16 protein-coding genes are annotated in these 18,946 nt (G+C 65.4%); 7 read left to right on the top strand and 9 right to left on the bottom strand.

Annotation, left to right across the window (positions count from 1 at the left end; genetic code table 11):
- The first annotated feature begins 26 nt into the window (after positions 1 to 26).
- Complete coding sequence (locus WAO18_RS18725) at positions 27 to 1,613, top strand: DHA2 family efflux MFS transporter permease subunit (protein ID WP_422207730.1); 1,587 nt, start codon at positions 27 to 29, stop codon at positions 1,611 to 1,613.
- Between the two features lie 55 nt (positions 1,614 to 1,668).
- Here the strand turns inward: WAO18_RS18725 and WAO18_RS18720 are convergent, their stop codons facing one another.
- Positions 1,669 to 3,816 carry a S9 family peptidase gene (locus tag WAO18_RS18720; protein WP_422207726.1) on the bottom strand — a complete coding sequence of 716 codons (2,148 nt, stop codon included), beginning with the start codon at positions 3,814 to 3,816 and terminating at the stop codon, positions 1,669 to 1,671.
- Positions 3,813 to 4,706: a phosphoribosylaminoimidazolesuccinocarboxamide synthase gene (locus tag WAO18_RS18715; protein ID WP_422207725.1), complete on the bottom strand. Its 894-nt coding sequence runs from the start codon at positions 4,704 to 4,706 to the stop codon at positions 3,813 to 3,815. Before WAO18_RS18715 ends, WAO18_RS18720 begins: the two co-directional genes overlap by 4 nt.
- A 177-nt stretch (positions 4,707 to 4,883) precedes the next feature.
- On the opposite strand from WAO18_RS18715, the gene WAO18_RS18710 reads away from it, so the two are divergent.
- Positions 4,884 to 5,504, top strand: coding sequence for a hypothetical protein (locus WAO18_RS18710; RefSeq protein WP_422207724.1), 621 nt, complete (start codon positions 4,884 to 4,886; stop codon positions 5,502 to 5,504).
- On the opposite strand, the gene WAO18_RS18705 is transcribed toward WAO18_RS18710, so the two are convergent.
- The gene (locus WAO18_RS18705; protein WP_422207723.1) at positions 5,501 to 6,748 is read right to left on the bottom strand and encodes a cytochrome P450; all 1,248 of its coding nucleotides are present in this window, start codon (positions 6,746 to 6,748) and stop codon (positions 5,501 to 5,503) included. The genes WAO18_RS18710 and WAO18_RS18705 overlap by 4 nt on opposite strands.
- Positions 6,745 to 8,163 (bottom strand): adenylosuccinate lyase, encoded by a 1,419-nt coding sequence (purB, locus tag WAO18_RS18700; protein WP_422207722.1) that lies wholly within the window; start codon positions 8,161 to 8,163, stop codon positions 6,745 to 6,747. Before purB ends, WAO18_RS18705 begins: the two co-directional genes overlap by 4 nt.
- A gap of 54 nt (positions 8,164 to 8,217) precedes the next feature.
- On the opposite strand from purB, the gene WAO18_RS18695 reads away from it, so the two are divergent.
- Complete coding sequence (locus tag WAO18_RS18695; RefSeq protein WP_422207721.1) at positions 8,218 to 9,075, top strand: DUF429 domain-containing protein; 858 nt, start codon at positions 8,218 to 8,220, stop codon at positions 9,073 to 9,075.
- 51 nt (positions 9,076 to 9,126) lie between these two features.
- Here WAO18_RS18695 and WAO18_RS18690 read toward each other — a convergent pair whose 3' ends face one another.
- Positions 9,127 to 9,873, bottom strand: a complete 747-nt coding sequence (locus tag WAO18_RS18690; protein WP_422207720.1) for a TetR/AcrR family transcriptional regulator — start codon at positions 9,871 to 9,873, stop codon at positions 9,127 to 9,129.
- Positions 9,874 to 9,968: 95 nt separating this feature from the next.
- On the opposite strand from WAO18_RS18690, the gene WAO18_RS18685 reads away from it, so the two are divergent.
- Together WAO18_RS18685 and WAO18_RS18680 are read left to right on the top strand one after the other, a co-directional pair.
- The gene (locus WAO18_RS18685; protein WP_422207719.1) at positions 9,969 to 10,868 is read left to right on the top strand and encodes an alpha/beta hydrolase-fold protein; all 900 of its coding nucleotides are present in this window, start codon (positions 9,969 to 9,971) and stop codon (positions 10,866 to 10,868) included.
- A gap of 98 nt (positions 10,869 to 10,966) precedes the next feature.
- The gene (locus tag WAO18_RS18680) at positions 10,967 to 11,671 is read left to right on the top strand and encodes a TetR/AcrR family transcriptional regulator (RefSeq protein ID WP_422207718.1); all 705 of its coding nucleotides are present in this window, start codon (positions 10,967 to 10,969) and stop codon (positions 11,669 to 11,671) included.
- Here WAO18_RS18680 and WAO18_RS18675 read toward each other — a convergent pair.
- Positions 11,668 to 12,843, bottom strand: coding sequence for a thiolase family protein (locus tag WAO18_RS18675; protein WP_422207717.1), 1,176 nt, complete (start codon positions 12,841 to 12,843; stop codon positions 11,668 to 11,670). The genes WAO18_RS18680 and WAO18_RS18675 overlap by 4 nt on opposite strands.
- A gap of 127 nt (positions 12,844 to 12,970) precedes the next feature.
- Here WAO18_RS18675 and ggt point away from each other — a divergent pair, with 127 nt between their 5' ends.
- Complete coding sequence (ggt, locus tag WAO18_RS18670) at positions 12,971 to 14,551, top strand: gamma-glutamyltransferase (RefSeq protein ID WP_422207716.1); 1,581 nt, start codon at positions 12,971 to 12,973, stop codon at positions 14,549 to 14,551.
- Positions 14,552 to 14,565: 14 nt separating this feature from the next.
- Here the strand turns inward: ggt and WAO18_RS18665 are convergent, their stop codons facing one another.
- From WAO18_RS18665 to WAO18_RS18655, 3 genes are all read right to left on the bottom strand, one after another.
- The gene (locus WAO18_RS18665) at positions 14,566 to 15,945 is read right to left on the bottom strand and encodes an HNH endonuclease signature motif containing protein (protein WP_422207715.1); all 1,380 of its coding nucleotides are present in this window, start codon (positions 15,943 to 15,945) and stop codon (positions 14,566 to 14,568) included.
- Positions 15,946 to 16,056: 111 nt separating this feature from the next.
- Positions 16,057 to 17,325 (bottom strand): phosphoribosylamine--glycine ligase, encoded by a 1,269-nt coding sequence (gene purD / locus WAO18_RS18660; protein WP_422207714.1) that lies wholly within the window; start codon positions 17,323 to 17,325, stop codon positions 16,057 to 16,059.
- A 44-nt stretch (positions 17,326 to 17,369) separates the two neighbouring features.
- Complete coding sequence (locus WAO18_RS18655; RefSeq protein ID WP_422207713.1) at positions 17,370 to 17,777, bottom strand: MarR family winged helix-turn-helix transcriptional regulator; 408 nt, start codon at positions 17,775 to 17,777, stop codon at positions 17,370 to 17,372.
- 82 nt (positions 17,778 to 17,859) lie between these two features.
- Between WAO18_RS18655 and WAO18_RS18650 the strand changes: the two genes are divergently transcribed.
- Complete coding sequence (locus WAO18_RS18650) at positions 17,860 to 18,945, top strand: aldo/keto reductase (protein WP_422207712.1); 1,086 nt, start codon at positions 17,860 to 17,862, stop codon at positions 18,943 to 18,945.
- Position 18,946: the final 1 nt, after the last annotated feature.

Genomic DNA, 18,946 nt, shown 5'->3' with positions numbered 1-18,946 from the left:
GCTACCTACTCGTTACGCTGGTGACCATGGTTTCTCGCGCGGTACCGACCACCAACGCCGAACCCGCCGCCAACGATCTCCCCGACTATCCAGATTCGCTCGATGCCGGCCTGCTGCGCATCGCCGGTGTCTGCATTCTCGCCTCGGTGATGGCGATCCTGGACGGCACTGTCGTCAGCGTCGCGCAGCGCACGTTCATCGCGGAGTTCGCCTCCACCCAGGCCGTCGTCGCGTGGACGATCACAGGCTATACGCTCGGGCAGGCCACTGTGATTCCACTGGCCGGTTGGGCATCGGACCGCTTCGGCACCAAGCGGCTGTTCATGGGTGCGGCGTTGTGGTTCACCTTGGCTTCGCTGCTGTGCTCGATGGCGTCAAACATCACCCAGCTCATCGCATTTCGAGTCATCCAGGGTTTCGGCGGTGGGATGCTGGTGCCACTGACCCTGATCATCTTGACGCGCGAAGCCGGTCCGAGGCGGCTCGGCAGGTTGATGGCGGTGCTCGGTATCCCGATGCTGCTCGCCCCGATGGGCGGACCGGTGCTGGGCGGCTGGCTGATCAACGCGTATGGCTGGGAATGGATCTTCCGGATCAATCTGCCGGTTGGCGCGATCCTGCTGGTGTTCGCGGCGCTGATCTTTCCCAAGGATCGCCCACGACCGTCGGAGGCCTTCGACTTCGTCGGAATACTGTTGCTGTCGCCGGGATTGGCAACACTGCTGTTCGGCATCTCCTCGGTGCCGCGGCACGACAGCTTCACCGACAACCATGTGTGGATACCGGGGCTGATCGGAATCGTGTTGATCACCGCGTTTGTTCTGCACGCGCTGCACCGCGCCGACCATCCGCTCATCGACCTGACGTTGTTCAAGAATCGCGCAGTGACGCTGTCCAACTCCGCGATGTTCGCATTCTCCGTCGGTTTTTTCGGGGCCTTTCTGGTGGTCCCGAGTTGTCTGCAACAGCTGCTGCACGAGACGCCGCTGCAGTCCGGGCTGCAGCTGATCCCCCAGGGACTCGGCGCGATGCTCACGATGCCGCTGGCGGGCACGTTGATGGACAAACGCGGACCCCGCAATATCCTGCTGGTCGGGATCGCCGCGATCGCCACCGGCCTGAGCATATTCGCTTATGGCACATGGCAACACGCGGATTATCTACCGACCTTGCTGGTGGGACTGGTGATAACCGGCATCGGCCTTGGCTGCACCCTGACACCGCTGTCCGGAGCAGCGGTCCAGACGTTAGCACCCCATGAGGTGGCGCGCGGATCGACACTGCTCAGCGTCAACCAACACGTCGCCGTCGCAGTCGGGACCGCACTGATGTCGGTGATCCTGACCAGTCAGTTCAACCGTAGCGAAACCATCGGTGCCGCCGAGAAACTCGGCATCCTGCGCGGCAAATTCACCAAGCACGGTGCATCGGTGCCAACCCACCACGACGTCTCGGCCGATTTCACCATCCGGCTGATGCACGACCTCACCCATGCCTACACACTCGTCTTGGTGGTGTCGATCGTCGTTGTCGCGCTGACGCTGCTGCCGGTGGCGTTCCTGCCAAACAAGCCACCTCCGGCCGGACGGGCTCAGGCCACGGTGCCTGTGTAGAGCACTACTCCTCGAAGAGCATCGCCGCGATCCGACTCAGTCGATGACGACCCAGCTACCCCGGCGCACCGCTGAGGAGATCGTCTACCTGGCCGCTGCCGTAGTGGTCGCGATCGGCTGCTGCTAGCAACCACGCGTATTGGTAGGCGGTTTCTTTCCAACGTTCGTAGCGCCCGCTGATACCACCGTGGCCGGCGGTCATCTGGGTCTTCAACAGCACCGGATTACCGTCGGTCTTCGTGTGTCGCAGCGCCGCAACCCATTTCGCCGGCTCGACGTAGTAGACCCGGGTGTCGTGCAGCGAGGTCATCGCGAGGATCGCCGGATACTTCTGCTCCGCGACATTCTCGTACGGCGAATACGATTTCATGTAATGGTAAACATCGCTGTCGCTCAACGGGTTTCCCCATTCGTCCCACTCGGTGACAGTCAGCGGTAGCGACGGATCCAGAATCGTGGTCAACGGGTCGACGAACGGTACCTGCGCCAGAATGCCCGCGAAAAGAGCGGGCGCCATGTTGGCCACCGCGCCCATGAGTAAGCCACCGGCACTACCGCCCAGCGCGACCAACTGCTGCGGGCGGGTCAACCCGGTGTCCACCAGATGCTCTCCGACCGAGACAAAGTCGGTGAAGGTGTTCTTCTTCTCGAGCAGCTTGCCGTGCTCGTACCAGAGCCGGCCCATCTCGCCCCCGCCGCGGACATGGGCGACAACGAAGACCATCCCGCGGTCCAGCAGCGAGAGCCGCGCAATCGAGAATCGCGGATCCTCGCAGATCTCGTATGCCCCGTAGCCGTAAACCAGTGCCGGCGCTGGGAATTCGATACCGGCGCGGTGGACGATCGAAATCGGGATCTTGGTTCCGTCGGCCGCCTCGGCCCAGTCACGACGTTCGACGTAATCCTCGCGGTGGTACTCCCCCAGCACCGGCTGCTCGCGCAACAGTGTCCGCTGACCGGTGACCAGGTCCAGGTCGTAGATGCGCACCGGGGTGACGAACGAGCCCGCACCGATCCGCAGCTTGGGTGAGTCCCAATTCGGGTTGGCGCCCAACCCGGCCGACATCAGCTCGGAGTCGAATGAAATCTCCTCGGGATGTCCGTAGTCGTCGCCGTTGATGGGCCACAACTGGATTCGCGGTAACGCCTCGCCGCGGTAGCTGACCACCAAGTGTCCGGCGAACGCGTCGACGCCGTCCAGTCGCACGTCGTCGCGGTGCTCGATCAGGGTGCGCTGGGCGGCGGGGTCCTCGACAGGCGCCTCCGCCAGCATGAAGTTCACCGCATTGTCGTTGTGCAGGATCAGGAAACGGTGCTGCCCACCGACGATCGCGTGCTCCACGGAGTACTCGATGCCATCGCGGCGCGGCAGCACGGTGACGAAGTCGGCGTGCGGGTCGGCGGCGTCGGCGTAGCGGACCTCCGACGTGATCGCCGATCCCGCGGCGATCAGGACGTATGCGTCGCTACGGGTTCGGCCCACTGCGAGCCAATACTTCTCGTCGGCTTCGTGGTACACCTTTTCGGCGGCCAGGCCGGACGCAAGTCGATGGCGCCACACCGTATCGGGACGCCATGCAGCGTCGAGGGTGACGTAGTAAACGGTTCGGTTGTCGGTGGCCCAGGTCGCCCCTGCGCCGATGCCGACGATCTCGTCGGGGTACTGCTCTCCGGTGCGAAGGTTCCTGAACCGCAACGTATAACGCTCATCGCCGACCACGTCGACGGAGTAGGCCAGCACGTTCCCGTCAGGGCTGATGCTGGCGGCGCCCAGCGAGAAGAAGTCATGACCTTCGGCTTCAACGTTCTCGTCGAGCAGTACCTGCTCACCCGGGATCTCGGTGTGCTCATCGAAGACCGGCGGGTTCCAGTCGTCCGGATCGACTACCGCACAACGGCATTGGAGACCGTACTGCTTACCTTCGAAGCTGCGGGCGTAGTACCACCAGTCGCCACGCCGGACCGGCACGGACAGGTCGGTTTCCTTGGTGCGTGCTTTGATCTCGTCGAAGATCTTCTGCCGCAACGGCTCGAGTGGGGCGGTCGCCTGTTCGGCGTAGTCGTTCTCGGCCTCCAGATAAGAGAGCACCTCCGGGCTGGACTTGTCGCGTAGCCATTCGTAGGGATCGATGAACACATCACCGTGGAATTCTCGCCGAGAGTCGACCCGTTTGGCGCTCGGCGGTTTAGCAGTATCGCTCATTCGCTAGGACCGATCCAATCCTCGAAGCGCAATCCGGAAATGCGTTCGTAAGCCTCCACATAGCGGGACCGGGTGGCGTCGATGATGGTGTCCGGTAGCGGGGGTGGCGGCTCGGATCCGCCGCGATCCCAGCCTGACTCGGGGCCGGTCAACCAGTTGCGGACGAACTGCTTGTCGAAACTGTTCTGCACCTCGCCGACCCGGTACTCGGCGGCGGGCCAGTAGCGCGATGAATCGGGGGTGAAGACCTCGTCGGCCAGTAACAGGTTGCCGTGGCCATTGACACCGAACTCGAATTTGGTGTCGGCGATGATGATTCCCTTCGTGAGCGCGTGGTCGGCGGCCTGTATATAGGTCTGCAACGTCCGGTCACGCAACTGGTTAGCCCGGACGCCGCCGACCATTTCGATCACCTTGGCAAATGGAATGTTCTCGTCATGTTGTCCCAGTTCGGCTTTCGTCGCGGGTGTGAACAACGGCGAAGCGAACCTGCTGGCCTCGACCAGGCCCGGCGGCAGGGTGATGCCGCATACCTTGCCGGACTGCTCATAGTCCAATAAACCCGAGCCGGTGAGATAGCCGCGGGCGACGCACTCCACCGGAGCCATGTCGAGCTCATGCACCACCAGTGCGCGCCCCAGGACTTCGTCGGGGATACGCGGATCGTCGGGCGGCCCGGCCAAGTGGTTCGGCGCGTCCACGAGACCGAAGAAGAACACGCTCATCGCGGTCAGGATGCGACCCTTGTCGGGAATCATGCTGTCGAGCACGTAGTCGAATGCCGAGATCCGGTCGGTCGCGACGAACAGCAGGTGACCATCGTCGATGCGGTACAGCTCGCGGACTTTGCCACTGGCCAGGTGCTGATAGTCGGACAGAGCGGGACGCATCGAGACAGCGTAGCCGGGCGACGATGCGGACCTGAAAGGTCCGAGGAGAAGCCGGGCCATCGGACCCAGCCGGGCGACGATGCGGACCTGAACGGCCCGAGGAGAAGCCCGGCCGCCGGACCCAGCGGTTAGCAGAAAGCCGACCTACAGACCGACCCCTGTGCTGGGATCGGGCGTATGAAATCGCGGATTGTCCCCTATGCCACAACGCCGGGCCGGCTGCTGGCTCAGCTGGTCAGCGACATCGTGGTGGTCATCTGGACATTCATCTGGGTGCTCGTCGGCCTGGCCGTCCACAGTGCGGTCTCGACGATCGCCGAGGTGGGTCGGCAGGTCCAAGGCGGCGCGGACGGCGTCGCGGACAGCCTCCAGTCGGCCGGCCACAGCGCCGAGCACATCCCACTGGTCGGCGGCGCCATCAGCGAGCCGCTGACCGCGGCCAGCAAGGCCGCGCTGGACATCGCCGGCGCCGGCCATAACCTGGACAGCACCGCGAGCTGGCTGGCCGTGGTACTGGCGCTGGCGGTCGCCGCCCCGCCGACTCTCGGGGTGGTCGTGCCGTGGTTGGCGCTACGCATCCGGTTCGTCCGGCGCAAGTTAACTGTGAGCGCGCTGGCCGCCACCCCCGCCGGTGCACAGCTGCTGGCGTTGCGGGCGTTGGCCAACCGGCCGCTGGCCCGCCTCACCGCCGTCACCCCCGACCCGGTGGGGGCATGGCGTGCCGGCGACCCGCGCGCCGTCCATGGCCTGGCCGCCCTCGAATTACGCTCGGCGGGAATAGCAGTCAGGACTCGCTAGCGCAGCTCCACGACCAGGTGCCGGATACCGGTGTGCCGGTTGCTGCGCGTCCATTCGACATCGCGCACCACCTGCACAGAGTCGAACCGCGACAGCAGCTCCTCGAAAAGCACCCGTAGTTCCAACCGGGCCAGGTTGGCGCCCAGACAGTAATGCACGCCTTGGCCAAAACCTAAGTGCGGATTCGGCTTTCGATCGATATCGAATTCATCCGGCCGCTCGAACACACTCGCGTCGCGGTTGGCCGAACCTTCCCAAATCTGCACCTTCTGCCCCGCCGCGATCGACGCACCGCCGAGCGTGACGTCACGCGTAGCCGTGCGCCGCTTGGACGGCGACGGCGATGTCCACCGGACCATCTCTTCGACCGCCGTCGGGAGCGTGTCGAAATCCTCACGCAGCGCTCGCATTTGCTCCGGGTGGTCGGCCAGCGCCAACAGCCCGCCGGCCACCGCGTTACGGGTCGTCTCCGCACCGGCACTGAACAGCAGGCTGAAGAACAGATATAACTCGAGGTCGGACATCGCCGCGGCGGCTTCCCCTCCCAAGTCCTCCGACTTTGCGTTGGCGACGACCGACAACATGTCGTCGGTCGGTTGCACACGCTTCGACGCGATCAACTCCTGCCCGTAGGTGTACATCCGCGAGCCGGCCTCTTCGGCCGACAACTGTGACAGCGCCGCTTTGCGCGATCCGCCGAAGTCGAATTGTGGCTCGATGGCCTCGAACAGCCAATGCCGTTCGGATTCAGGCACTCCCAGCAGAATGCAGATCATCTGCATCGGTAGTTCGGCGGCGATTTCGACGAGGAAGTCGAACGGCTCACCGGGCACCACCGCATCCAGCAGCCGGCGGGTGCGGGCGCGAAGGTCGTCTTCGACCAGACGAATCATCCGCGGCGTCAGCCCGGAGCTGACCAGTCGCCGAATCTGCGAATGCCGCGGATCGTCCATCATGTTCAGCACCTGGCCCGCGATGGAAAGATCCTGTAGCAGGGTGCCGCCAAATGGTCGACCCCCACCGGTGACCGAGGAGTAGGTCGACGGATCTTTCAGCACCGCAAGCGTTTCCGCGTATGTAGCGATGGACCAGAAGCCCTCGCCGTCGGGCGTATGCTCGGTAGGGCGGTGCCAGTAGACCGGTGCTTCGCGCCGATGAGTGGCGAATAGATCATGCGGAAAGCCGTCGGCGAAGTTGTCCAGGTCGGTGAAGTCGACCGCGGATAGCGCCCCGGCCAGTGTCATAGGATCGCGCCCGGCGTGTACTTGGCCGCATCGGGATAGCGGGTTACCAGCGCGTCGACCTCGGCAACCACCGCGTCGACCTGATCACCGGCCGCGCCGATGAACGCCTTGCGGTCGGCCAGCGCGGCGTCGATCGCGGCCCGATCCAGCGGCAGCCGCGAGTCAGCGGCCAGCCGGTCCAGCAGATCAGGCTCGGCGCCCTGCTCACGCATCGCCAACGCCGCGGCGACCGCGTGCTCCTTGATCACCTCATGCGCAGTTTCCCGGCCCACACCGGCGCGCACCGCGGCGATCAACACCTTGGTGGTGGCCAGGAACGGCAGGTACCGGTCCAGCTCCCGCTGGATCACCGCGGGATAGGCGCCGAACTCATCGAGCACGGTCAGCATCGTCTCGATCTGCCCATCGACGGCGAAGAAGCTGTCCGGCAACGTAACTCGACGCACGACCGAACAGAAGACATCCCCTTCGTTCCACTGTGCCCCGGCAAGCTCGGCGGCCATCGAGGCGTAGCCGCGCAGCACCACCTGAAGCCCGTTGACCCGCTCGCAGCTGCGGGTGTTCATCTTGTGGGGCATCGCCGACGAGCCGACCTGCCCGGCCGCGAAACCCTCGGTGACCAGATCGTGGCCGGCCATCAGCCGGATGGTGTGCGCCAGCGACGACGGCCCGGCGCCCAGCTGCACCAGCGCCGACACCACGTCGTGGTCGAGCGAACGCGGATATACCTGCCCGACGCTGGTCAAAACCGTTGCAAATCCCAGGAAGTCGGCGATGCGCTGTTCGAGGTCGGCCAGCTTCGCCGGGTCGCCGCCGAGCAAGTCGAGCATGTCCTGGGCGGTTCCCATCGGGCCCTTGATACCGCGCAACGGGTAGCGGTCGATCAACTCCCGCAGCCTGGTCAAGGCGACCAGGGTTTCCTGTGCTGCCGAGGCGAACCGCTTGCCCAGCGTGGTGGCCTGTGCCGCGACGTTGTGGCTGCGACCGGCCATCACCAGGTCGCGGTAGGTCGCCGCCCGCTCGGCCATCCGGGCCACCACGGCCACCCCATGGGCGAACACCAATTCCAGCGAACGGCGAACCTGTAGCTGCTCAACGTTCTCGGTCAAGTCGCGACTGGTCATGCCTTTGTGCACGTGCTCGTGGCCGGCCAGCGCGTTGAACTCCTCGATGCGGGCCTTCACGTCGTGCCGCAGCACCCGCTCGCGGGCGGCGATCGAGGCCAGGTCAAGGTCCTCGAGCACACGTTCGTAGTCGGCGATGGCGGTCTCGGGAACCGAGACACCCAATTCCGCCTGCGCCCGCAGCACTGCCAGCCAAAGCCGCCGTTCGGCGACGATCTTGGCCTCCGGCGACCAGATCGCCACCATCTCGGCGCTGGCGTAGCGGTTGGCAAGTACGTTCGGGATTGTCACAAACACACAGCTTAACGGCGCCGCGCCGAGCGCGGATCAGGCACAGTAAGCCTCGTGCACTTTGTTGGGCTCGATCTGGCCTGGGGCGAGAAGAACAACACCGGTGTCGCCGTGGTCGACTCCGACGGCCGGCTGCTGCACGTCGGTGCCGCGCACGACGATGCGAGCATCGAGGCGGCGGTGGAACCGTACGTCAGCGACGACTGCCTAGTGGCGATCGACGCCCCGCTGATCGTGCGGAACCCGACCGGAGCCCGGCCCTGCGAGACCGCGCTCAACCGCGACTTCCATGAATTCGAGGCGGGCGCCCATCCGGCGAACACCGACAACCCCGCCTTCAAGAGTCCGCGCGGCGCGCGGATCGCGTACGCACTCACCCTCGACATGAATCCCGGGTCGACTTCGTCACGACGGGCGATCGAGGTGTATCCGCACCCGGCAACCATCGCATTGTTCGGTTTGCCGAAGACCCTGAAGTACAAGAAGGGTTCTTTCGAGGCCCGGCAACATCAGCTGCTGCAGTTGATGACGCTGATCGAGGGCCTCGACAAGGCGTCGCCCCGGCTTCGGGTGAACCACAACGTGTCGTGGGTGGAACTCCGCCGGCGGGTTGAGGCCGCTACCCGACCGGTACAACTCGACCGGGACGAGGATCCCGTCGACGCCGTGATGTGTGCATATGTCGCGCTGTACTGGTATCACCGACCCGAGGACGTGACCGTGTACGGCGATTTCGCGACGGGCTATATCGTCACGCCGACGCTGCCGCCCGGCGTGGCGCCGACCCGCCGGCGTCGCCCCGCGCCGCAGCCGGATACCGACGATCTACGTGCGCGCCTCGCTCACGTCGCCACACTTCTCGACGAAGCGCAGCGCGGGTTGACCGCGATTCGCCAACAACTCGACACCTAACGGACGCTACGTTAAAGCGCTGTGCGACTGGTTAATTCAGCTGAGGAATAATCAAACGTGCATGGGTCGCCGGTCGAACGGCGCCACCGCGTCAATGACATCGATCACGGTCGCCCGCGCGACGGCGCGTGGATCCTGGCGGTCGTCGACCAACGCGGAAACCACGGCGCCGTCGACCGTGCAGATCAAGGCCGAGACGAGCTCCGGGCGCACCGAGCGCCCTGACTTTTCGATGACCTCGGCAACAGCGTCGACCCGCTGACGCAGGCTGCGGCGCTGTATCTCGCGCAGTCCGGGCAGGCGGGCACAGGCGATGTGCCGCTCGTAGCGCGAGATCAGCTGTTCGGTCAGGCGCGTTTCGGATTCACCGCCGACGAGCAAGTCGACCAGCAGGTCCGCTGTGGTGTCGGCGCTGCGCCGCCTACGCGACAGCGTGGTTACCTGGGCACGTAGCTGCGCGACTTCGAGCATCCCGATGTGCGCGACCGCGCTGGCGATCAGGTCGTCCAGGCTGGAGAAGTAGTACGTGGTCGACGCCAGCGGAAGACCTGCGCGACGCGCGACGGCGCGGTGCCGGACCGCTTCGAACCCGCCTTCGCGCAACAGCTCGGCGGCCGCGCTGACCAGTGCATAGCGACGACGTTCGCCCTTGGGTGTGACGGCTCCCTTAGGAGCCGCTACTGGCTTGGGCGCGACTGCGGCGGGCGCCGCGATAACGGCCGGCGCGGCAGCGACCGGCTTGGCAGCGACAGCCACCTTGGGAGCGAAGGCTCCCTTGGGAGCCATAGCTGCAGTCACCTAGGACATGGTGCCAGTCAGGCTGGTGCCGCATTGCGCTTTCGCGCAAACCCCCAGGCATCACGCAGCGACGAGTCGGCCCGCGGCGGCACTTTATGATGGCCCGCATGTCCGAAATGAGTCGTCGCGCCGTCCTGCGCCTGGGCACCGGCGCGGCGGCCGGAGCCCTCGGCGCCTACGCGATGGACCGTTTGCTTCCCGGCCGTCCTCGGGTGGCAACGCCAGTAGTCATGACCGGCACCGGGATTCCGCTGGCCCCGCACCGGCCACTCGACCCTGCGCCGGCCCCGACGATGGTGACCGGGTCGTTCGTGTCCGCGGCGCGTGGTGGAGTGGCGACCAACTGGGCCATCGCACGACCACCCGGACAAACCAAACCGCTGCGGCCGGTAATCGCGCTGCACGGCAAGGGAAGTAGCGCGGCCACCGTCATGGAGGGCGGTGTCGAACAGGGGCTGGCCCAGGCCGTCGCAGCCGGCCTGCCGCCGTTCGCGGTGGTTGCCGTCGATGGTGGTGGAAGTTATTGGCACAAAAGGGCTTCCGGCGAAGACTGCGGCGCAATGGTGTTGAACGAACTCATCCCGATGCTGGGTGGCCAGGGCCTGGATACCTCCCGGGTGGGATTTCTGGGCTGGTCCATGGGTGGTTACGGGGCGCTGCTACTCGGCGGGCGGCTCGGCCCGGGCCGCACCGCGGCGATCTGTGCGGTGAGCCCGGCGCTGTGGATGTCGTCGGGCGCGGCTGCCCCGGGCGCGTTCGACGGCGCCGACGACTTCTCGGCGAACTCGGTGCTCGGCATGCCTGCGCTGGCATCGATCCCGATCAGAGTGGATTGCGGTAACAGCGATCCGTTCTACGGCGCTACGAAGCAGTTCATTGCTCAGCTGCCCAGCCCAGCGGCGGGCGGATTCTCACCGGGCGGCCACGACGGTTCGTTCTGGAGCGCGCAACTGCCCTCCGAATTGACCTGGATGGCGCCGCTGCTGACTGCGTAGAACCGCTGCCCTTGTGACCGCAGCCCCTACCAGAAGGCTTACGATATTCGAAACGATAGCGCGCTGCGGCGCGCCCAGAGCCACGGAGGTTACCCGAATTGGCCAGGCAGGCCGTCGCGGACAAGCGCCAACGGCGTGAACGCGGATCGATCAGCGTCGACGAAATCATCAACGGGGCGTTCGACGTAGCCGCCGAAGTGTCGGTCGACGGTTTGAGCATGCCGCTGTTAGCCAAGCATCTCGACGTCGGCGTGACGAGCATCTACTGGTACTTCCGCAAAAAAGACGATCTGCTCAACGCGATGACCGACCGCGCGCTGGGTCAGTACGACTTTGCGACACCCTTTGTCGAGGGCCACGATTGGCGAGATTCGTTGCGCGATCACGCACGAAAGACGCGCCAGACCTTCCGCGACAACCCGATCCTGTGCGATCTGATCCTGATCCGCGGCACGTTCGGCCGAGAGGCAACGCTGGCGGCGTTCCGGAAGTTGGAGAAGGTGATCGCAACTTTGGTCGAGGCGGGCCTGTCACCGGAGGACGCGTTCGACACCTACGCCAGCATCTCGGTGCACACCCAAGGCGCCGCAGTGCTGGAACGACTGCAAGACAAATCCGGCGGAGCCGAGCCGTACCGCCGCGACGGCAGCTCAGTCATCGATCCCGAGACCATGCCGCTGATCGCCAAGCTCACCGAAAAAGGTCACCGCATCGGCGTCGCCGACGACATCAACTTCGAGTACGGCCTGAACTGCATCCTCGATCACGCCAGCCGGCTGATCGAGCAGGGGCCTTCGAGCTAGACCTCGATCACCACGGCGCCGCCCTGGCCACCGCCGGCGCACATCGCGGCCACACCAATCCCGCCGCCGCGACGACCCAATTCGTGCACCAGTGTGGTCAGCATCCGCGCACCGCTGGCGGCGATGGGGTGGCCCAGGCTGCACCCGCTGCCGTAGATGTTGACCAGGTCCTCGTCGAGCCCGTACTCGCGGCACGCGGCGATCGGCACCGATGCGAATGCTTCGTTGATCTCCCACAATGCGACATCGCCGGGCGCCAGTCCGGCCCGATCCAGCACCTTGCCGATCACCTTCACCGCACCAAGACCGGTGTCCCTCGGCTCGACGGCGGCCGAGGCCCACGCCTTGACCGAACCCAGCACCTTCAGCCCGGCAGATCGAGCGAAGTCCTCTTCGGCCAGCGTCAGCGCGGCTGCCGCGTCATTGGTGCCGCTGCTGTTGCCCGCGGTGATCGAGAATCCCTCGATCTCCGGGTGCAGCACCTTCAGCGACGCGAGTTTCTCGAGGCTGGTTTCGCGGCGCGGATGTTCGTCGACGCTGAACTCCACCAGCGCGTCGTCGAGCCCTTTGATCTTCAACGGGACGATCTCGTCGACGAAGGCGCCGCTGTCGATCGCTCCGATCGCGCGCTGGTGCGAACGAAATGCCCACGCATCCATCTCTTCGCGGCTGATCCCGACGGCCTGCGCGGTGTTCCATCCGACGGTGATCGACATGTCGCGGCCCGGGGCGTCGGGCGCCTCCACATGGGTCGGCGGAATCCACCGCTCCTCGAATTCCAGGGTCGGACCGGGAATGCGCCAGTTCATCATCGGAGTCATCGACAGTGACTGCACGCCACCGCCAACCACGACCTTCTCGGCACCGGAGCCGATCTGTGCTGCCGCGTTGGCCACGGCGGTGAGGCTGCCTGCGCAGTGCCGGTTGACCGCCTGCCCCGGAACGGAGGTCATGCCTGACGCAGCAGCGGCGTAGCGGGCCATATCGCCCCCGCCGTAATGGGATTCAGCAAAGATCACATCGTCGATATCGGCCACGTCGACACCGGACCGCCGGACCACTTCCTGCAGAATCGTGGTCGCCAGAAATTCGGGCGTGGTATTGACCAGCGAGCCCTTGAACGATGTCCCGATTGCGGTCCGGACTGCGCTGACGATGACGGGCTTGGGCATGTGGTCAACCTTCGATCGGGCTGCTTGCGGATTACAAATAAGCGTAGAAGCGTAATGGTATCAGCTACCGTAGCGGCGACGATATCGGGTGGTTGCCGCCGCCAGAGGACGCTGAGAGACTGTGCCGGTGCAGCCGTTCGGATGGGAACTGCCTTACCCGTGGCCGCGCAATCCGGTTCTGGCGACCAATGTGGTGTGCACCTCGCAACCGCTCGCGGCCCAGGCGGGTCTGCGGATGCTCGCCGACGGCGGCAGCGCGGTCGACGCCGCAATCGCCACGGCGATCGCATTGACGGTAGTCGAGCCGGTCTCCAACGGCATCGGCTCCGACGCCTTCGCCATCGTCTGGGATGGACGGCAACTGCACGGGCTGAACGCGTCGGGCCGCTCACCCGCCGCGTGGACGCCAGAGTTCTTCGGCGACAACGGCGTCCCCCTGCTTGGCTGGAACTCCGTCACGGTGCCCGGCGCGGTGTCGGCGTGGGTCGAGTTGCACAACAAATTCGGACGGCTCCCGTTCGACCGGCTCTTCGAACCGGCAATCTCGTACGCCCGCAACGGCTTTCTGCTTTCGCCGACCGTCGCGGACCAGTGGGCCGCGCAAGTGCCGCTTTTCGAATCCCAGCCGGGGTTCGCCGAAGCTTTCATGCCCGGCGGCCGTGCGCCGAATCCCGGCGAGCTGGTCAGGCTGCCCGAGCACGCCGGCACGCTCGAGGCGATCGCGGCAACCATTGGCGAGACGTTCTACCGGGGCGAACTGGCGGCCAAACTGGAGGCGCACTCGTCGGCCAACGGCGGCGCCATGCGGGCCGGCGATCTCGCCGCACATCGCGCCGACTGGGTCGGCACGATCTCCGGGGACTACCGCGGTTACACGGTGCACGAAATACCGCCTAATGGGCAGGGCATCGTGGCATTGATCGCCCTCGGGATCCTCGAGCACTTCGACATGGCCTCGCTTGCAGTGGATTCCGCCGATAGCGTGCATCTGCAGATCGAAGCGGTCAAGCTCGCTTTCGCCGATGCGCAGGCCTATCTGTCAGACATCGAGCACATGACAGTCCGCCCGGAGGCGCTGCTCGAGAAGGAGTATCTGCAGCAGCGCGCGACGTTGATCGATCGGGACCGCGCCATGCCGCTGTCGGCCGGGACGCCACGCGGGGGCACCGTGTACCTCACCGCCGCGGACGCCTCGGGCGTGATGGTGTCCATGATCCAGTCGAACTATATGGGCTTCGGCTCAGGCGTCGTGGTGCCGGGCACCGGGATCGCGCTGCAGAATCGCGGCGCGGATTTCGTTGTGCAGCAGGGACATCCGAACCAGGTAGGACCGGGAAAACGTCCGTACCACACCATCATCCCGGCCTTTCTCACCAAGGACGGCGACCCGATGATGAGCTTTGGGGTGATGGGCGGTCCGATGCAGCCGCAGGGCCATGTGCAGGTGGTGGCGCGCATCGTCGACTACGGCCAGAACCCGCAGGCGGCCTGCGATGGCCCACGTTTCCGCTGGGCGCATGGACTGCAGGTGTGCTGCGAGCCGGGTTTTCCGGCGTCCACCTTGGATGGGTTGCAGCGCCGCGGGCATCAACTGATCACCACCGACGACTACAACCAGTTCGGCAGTTGCCAGGCCATCTGGCGACTCGAGGACGGGTATCTGGCGGTCAGCGACCCACGCCGCGACGGCCAGGCGGCTGGTATCTAACGCCTTGGCTGCGCCTATCTGCGTTGGGGCGGGTCGGGGTCGCCGCGGAGGAGTTCTTCCGGGTGGTGGGCGAGGTTGATCTGGGGCGGGCCGTTGCCATCGGTCCAGCCGAGTCGCCCGCTTTCGGTGACCTCGGTAGAACGCTGGCCGCGAGTTTCCATGCCGTGGTGGCATCCGCAGCCGAAGAAGAGTTTGTCGGCGTCACTGCGGCCGCCATTGGCCCAACCCGGGGAATGGTGGACCTCGCAGCGGTAGCCGGGTTCGAGACAGTTGGGGTAGGTGCAGCCGCGGTCGCGCGCGTGGCAGATGAGTCTTTGGTCGGCGGTGGCAATGCGCTTTTGGCGGCCCAGATACAGCGGACGCTCGATGTGGTCGTCGAACACTGCCAGGTAGTGGATCGCTGTGGCGGCCATGCGGATCAGATCTCGCATGGGCAGCCTCGAGCCACCTCCGGTTCGCGCCGGTGCGGACATGGGAATTGACGGGTCGGTCGCGGCGTGGGCGGCTCGATCGAGTTCGGCCAGTGTGGCGGTAATGACAACTGTGACGGGGTGACCGCGGTGCGTTCCGAGCTTGCCGGAGGCGATCGCCGTTCGAAGGCCGAGTTTCAGCGCGTCATGGCAGCGCTGGGCGGGTGTGCGCTCATCGCGGGAATCGGCATCGTCGTTGCGCGGTTGGTGACGGCCGGGTCGCACGGCGGCGTCCATGGCTTCGAAGTATGCGCGGGCCTCGGGATCGAGCAACCCCGACAGTACTGACATGCCGTCGGGGCCTTGCGGGCCGAGTCGGAGTCCGCGGCGGCGGGCGCGGTCGCTGTCGGTGAACTGACCGTCGGGGTTGAGGTAGTCGGCGATGCGCTGACCCAGTTTGGTGACAATCCCGGAGTCGACTTTGGTCGCATGGGCGACCAGCGTGCGCTCGGCAGCTGCGGTATCGGCAGGCGAAACGCACGAAGGGAACACATCGACCGCTCGGCAGACCGTACGGATGTGGTCCTCGCCTATTGCGCCCGCCTCTACCGCTGCCGCCAACTCCGGTAGCTCCGGCGGCACCGGCGGGCCGGTCAGCGACCGCCGCGGCCGGATCCGCGCAGCCATTTTGAAGCGGCGGGTGATTTCGTTGGGAGTGATTCGCAGCCGCGCCCACAGCGGGTCGCGCACGGCTGCCACGCACCCGGACTCGTCGGGCGGGTCCGCGAGCTCACCGAAGAACCGATACATTAGACCGCGGTTGGTGCGGTCTTGGGTTTCCAAGCGCTCGGCAACGTCGACACGAAAGTTGTTGCCCACCAAGTTCGAAGAGGTGTCACGAAGCAAGTCATGGGCCGCGTCGATCGCATCGAGAGCAGCGCTGATCTGCTCTCGTGCCTCGTCGGCGCCCATCCATGAACCCATACCCCGACGCTATGAAGCACCTATGACGTATCTGGCAGCTCACGCCGCACCGAGACCGATCTGTGGATGAAATCCGAACTGTGGATAAGCCAGCGATCGGGTCGTTGTCATCTAGACGCTGATCTTGCCGTCGGCGGCGGCCAATCCGATGTCGGTGCGAAAGTGGCTGCCGGGCAACTTGATCGACTTCAGGATGTCATACGCGGCCGCGCGGGCCGCGGCCAGATCCGTCCCGGTTCCCACCACGGACAGGACGCGACCGCCCGACGACACGATCGCACCGTCGTCACGCCGGGCGGTTCCGGCATGCAGCACGCCCTTGCTCTCCGCGCCGGCGATCGGATCGCCGACACGCGGCTTGCCCGGATAGTTCTCCGCGGCCAACACCACCGTCACCGCCGAGCCGTCGCGCCACTTCAGGTCACCGAAACTTTCCAGGGTGCCGGTCGCCGCAGCATTGAGCAGCTGACCAAGTGGTGACTCGAGCAGGGCGAGTACCGACTGCGTCTCCGGATCCCCGAAGCGGCAGTTGAATTCGATGACGGCCGGCCCGTTAGCGGTGATCGCCAGCCCGGCATACAGCAGCCCGGAAAATCGGGCGCCGCGCCGGACCAGTTCGGCAGCAACGGGTTCCACGATGTTCGTGACCATTGTGCGATAGACATCGGACGGTAACCACGGCAGTGGCGCGTAGGCGCCCATCCCGCCGGTATTGGGCCCGGTGTCGCCGTCGCCGACACGCTTGAAGTCCTGCGCTGCCAGCAGCGGCACGACGGTCTCACCGTCGACGACGCAGAACAGCGAAACCTCTGGTCCGTCCAGGAAGGACTCCAACAGCACCGGGTGTCCGGATTCGAGCAACCCCGCGGCGTGAGCGCGCGCAACATTGCGGTCGGGCGTGACCACCACGCCCTTGCCCGCCGCCAGCCGGTCGTCCTTGACCACCCAGGCGCGGTCGCCGGCCGGGGGCCCGAAGCGGTCCAGCGCTGCGTCTAAACATGCTGGGCTATCGACGATCTCGCTTGAGGCGGTGCGGACACCGGCGGCCGCCATCACGTCTTTGGCGAAGGCCTTGGAACCTTCGATCTCGGCCGCCGCCCTGCTGGGGCCAAAGCAGGCGATCCCGGCGTCGCGTACGGCGTCGGCCACGCCGAGCACCAAGGGGACCTCGGGACCGACCACCACCAGGTCGGCCCTGACCTCGCGGGCCAACGCCACGACATCGGCGCCGGAGGTGATATCGACATCGTGCTGGTCAGCCAGCGACGCGGTGCCGGCATTGCCGGGAGCGATGGCCAGCGCCTCGACCTGGGGATCGGCGCGAAACGCCAGTAACAGGGCATGTTCGCGGGCACCGGAGCCGATCACCAGAACGCGCACGAAACGTCACTCTAGCCGGGTGACGATGCGCCGTGAAACGACAGTCAGATGATTTTTTCGAGCAGGCTTTTCAGTTCCCTCTGCTGCGCGGCGGACAGACGCCCGAGACGCTTGTTGAACTCCTCGGACAGCGCCGACATGCCGCCCGCGGCGGCTTTGCGCCCGGTCGCGGTGAGCAGCAGGCGATGGCGCCGAAGATCCGCGGGATCGATCTCGCGACGCAGGAAGCCCGCCGCCTCCAGCCGTTTGAGGTACACGGTGACCGTCGCCTTGGGCATGTTCAGCGTCGTCGCCAATTCGGCTGGATAGGGATGCTCATCGATCTCGGCGAGCAGAAACAACTCCTTGGACTCCAGGCCCAACGAGCAGATCTCATCTTCGGCGCAGGAGATGACCGACAACAGCACCCGATAATTCAGGGACCAGATCTTGGCCGGATCAACCGCAGACATCGACTTGCCAGATCGTTCAGGTATGAACTAGTTTAGAAATGAACAAACGCATAATCGAACAATCTACCAGAAAGCCGCCATCATGCCTCTGGATCAATACGTGACACTCGGACGGTCCGGCCTGCGCGTCAGCCCGCTTTGCCTGGGCGCAATGACCTTCGGCGAGGACCTCGGCTGGGGCACCAGTGTCGAAGAGTCGCAACAGATCATCGATCGGTACATCGAACTCGGCGGCAATTTCATCGACACCGCCAACTTCTACACCCGTAGCCACTCCGAGAAGATCCTGGGCGACCACATCGGCCGAAACGCCGCCCGACGGGACCGTCTGGTGATCGCGACCAAATTCAGCGGCAACTTGTATCCTGGCGATCCCAACGGCGGCGGCTCGGGCCGCAAATCGTTGATCAACGCCTGCGACAATTCCCTGCGGCGGCTGCAGACCGATTACATCGATCTGTACTGGCTGCACATCTGGGACGCCAACACCCCGATCGAGGAAACGATGGCCGCACTCGATGACCTCGTTACGGCCGGCAAGATTCGCTACATCGGGGTCTCGGACACTCCGGCGTGGAAGATAGTGGAAGCCAACCTGATTGCCCGTTTTCGCGGCTGGCCCAGCTTTATCGGACTGCAGATCGAGTACTCGCTGCTGGAACGCACCGTCGAACAGGAACTGATCCCGATGGCGAGCGAATTCGGCCTCGGCATCACGCCATGGTCGCCGCTGAAGAGCGGCGTGCTCAGCGGAAAGTACACCCGCGCCAACAGCGGCACGCACAACGCCGATCGCGGAGCCATGGTCGATGCCTTCCTCAACGACAAGACCTTCGCACTGCTCGATGAATTGGAAGTGATCGCCGAAGCGCACGAGACGAATGTCGCCAGCGTGGCGCTGGCCTGGGTTCACGCGCAGGCCGGCGTCTCGTCCGTCATCATCGGCGCGCGCAGGCTTTCGCAGCTCGACGACAACGTCCGCGCCGTCGATGTGAACCTGACCGCCGACGAATTGGCCCGACTCGACGCGCTCACCAAGCCTCGGTTCGGATTCCCGCACAACATGCTGGACATGGCCCCGGGCATTCTCAACGGCGGGACGATGGTCAACGGCGTCTCCGCGCCGACGTCGGAATATGTGATGCCCGAAGGTGTTCAGCCGTACTGAG

Origin of the sequence: Mycobacterium sp., assembly GCF_049278535.1 — a bacterium.
Classification (GTDB): Bacteria; Actinomycetota; Actinomycetes; order Mycobacteriales; family Mycobacteriaceae; genus Mycobacterium.
This window is presented reverse-complemented; position numbering and strand designations above follow the sequence as displayed.